This window comes from Anaerotruncus colihominis (genome assembly GCF_010206195.1).
Classification (GTDB): Bacteria; Bacillota; Clostridia; order Oscillospirales; family Ruminococcaceae; genus Anaerotruncus; species Anaerotruncus colihominis_A.
In genome coordinates this window covers 1-1,614 of sequence record NZ_VIQT01000030.1, presented here as the reverse complement: position 1 = coordinate 1,614, position 1,614 = coordinate 1, and the positions used below count along the sequence as shown (strand labels likewise).

The 1,614-nt window shown below is 57.0% G+C and carries 2 protein-coding genes and 1 pseudogene; all 3 read left to right on the top strand.

The genetic code is table 11. The features are described from left to right. A pseudogene (locus tag FMM72_RS16850) lies at window positions 1-448 on the top strand (DUF4314 domain-containing protein); the annotation flags it as partial. A gap of 160 nt (window positions 449-608) precedes the next feature. Then, window positions 609-911 (top strand): hypothetical protein, encoded by a 303-nt coding sequence (locus tag FMM72_RS16845; protein WP_162222104.1) that lies wholly within the window; start codon window positions 609-611, stop codon window positions 909-911. Continuing rightward, the coding region (locus tag FMM72_RS16840; RefSeq protein ID WP_162222103.1) for a DNA adenine methylase at window positions 911-1,614 on the top strand (704 nt) is incomplete at its 3' end. The genes FMM72_RS16845 and FMM72_RS16840, both read left to right, overlap by 1 nt.

The window sequence follows — 1,614 nt, the reverse complement described above, 5'->3', positions numbered from 1 at the left end:
GGAGGAAATGGAAACCCTGACCGGCTACATCGGCGGCCAAGCCTCGGACGGCTGGGGCGAGGTCTTCGAACAGCGAGAAATCCGGGTAGATGACGGGAAACTGTATGTTCACCTCTGGAATAGCGACAATTGGAGCATCATGACAGAGAAAGACCGGTTTGACCCTGCGTTCAGCCACAGACTGCCGGACTTGTGCTGGTCAGTAAAAGAAACAGATGGAAGCCTCATCTATATTAAGAAAGGTGAAGATGGCAGCTTCCCTTCGGAGTGGGACGTCGGCAATGCCGAGAAAAACCGCCACATCGCAGACTACAATAACAAAAAGCGAGGTATTACCTGGGCACAGCGTCAGGCGATGGAATTTGGCAGTATGTACGGTTGGGATTGTCCTGGTGCAGACCCCGGCAGTTATGAACGGGCCCAGGAACAGGGCATGCAGATGCTCTGATAGGAGGTGTCAAAAGAATGGAACAGGGCGTAACCACTTGAGTCACTAGCCGAAAATTTAAACAGAATAACACACAGGGGCCGTTTTCCCGAAAGAGGGGGATGCGGTCCCTGTTTTTCTATGCCCTTTTTCGGGAGGACACCCCGGAAAAGGAGCAGCGATGAATGAAGAAAAGCTGGCACAGTACCTGAAGCTGTGCTGCAAAGGCAAGGCCAATACCAAACGGAGCGAGGAGATCGAACGGGCGGCCGGACTCAGCGGCAACGAGCTGAGAAAGCTGGTGAACCGGATGCGGCGCGGAGGCGTCCCCATCGGGAGCAGCCGCAGCGGATACTTTTACGCGGTCACCGCGGGGGAGGTGTATGGCACTATCTGCCAGCTGCGGATGATGACAAATGGGCTGGAGGCCGCCATCGCCGGGCTCGAGCGGTCGCTGGACGCCTTCGGACAGGGTGAATCGTAGTGGCCCGCCCTTTCTTCCCCTGGGTGGGAAGCAAAGAGAAGCTTATCCCCTACATCCGCCGGATCATGCCGGAGAAGCTGAGCCAATATGTAGAACCCTTCGGCGGCAGCGGGGCGGTGCTGCTGAGTATGAAGCCCCGTCCGGGCCGTCTGGACATCTACAACGATTTCAATGTGGAGCTGGTCAACCTGTTCTGCTGCGTCAAGGAGCGGAGCAACGCCCTGCTGCGGGAGTTGCAGTTCTTCCCCCTCCATTCCAGGGAGGAATTCGAGTGGTACAAAAGCTTTTTGGAACACAGGGCGGTGTTCTTTGAAAACATCGAGGCGGAGCTGAAGGTGCTGGAGGATCGGGACTGCTTCACAGAAGAACAGGCGGAGGCTCTCACCCCCATCCTGCGGGAGAGGGCGCAGCTCTATGACGTCTACCGGGCGGCCGCCTATTTCAAGCGGGTGTGGGGCAGCTTCAGCGGCACCACCAATTCCTTTGGGATCAAGCCCCTCAAACTGAAGGATGCGCTGGAACGGCTGCTGGAGGCGGCAAAACGGCTGGAGGACGCAGTCATTGAAAACAAGGACGCGGTGAAGCTAATTCTGGACAGGGATCGCCCGGATGGGCTGATTTACTGTGACCCCCCTACTATGACGCGGAGCAATATTACGACGCTGCGTTTTCCGCAGAGGATCATGTCCGGCTGCATGACGCC

Coding starts and splice junctions, on each gene's coding strand:
- FMM72_RS16845 (WP_162222104.1), top strand. CDS start 609: ATGAATGAAGAAAAGCTGGCACAGTACCTGAAGCTGTGCTGCAAAGGC.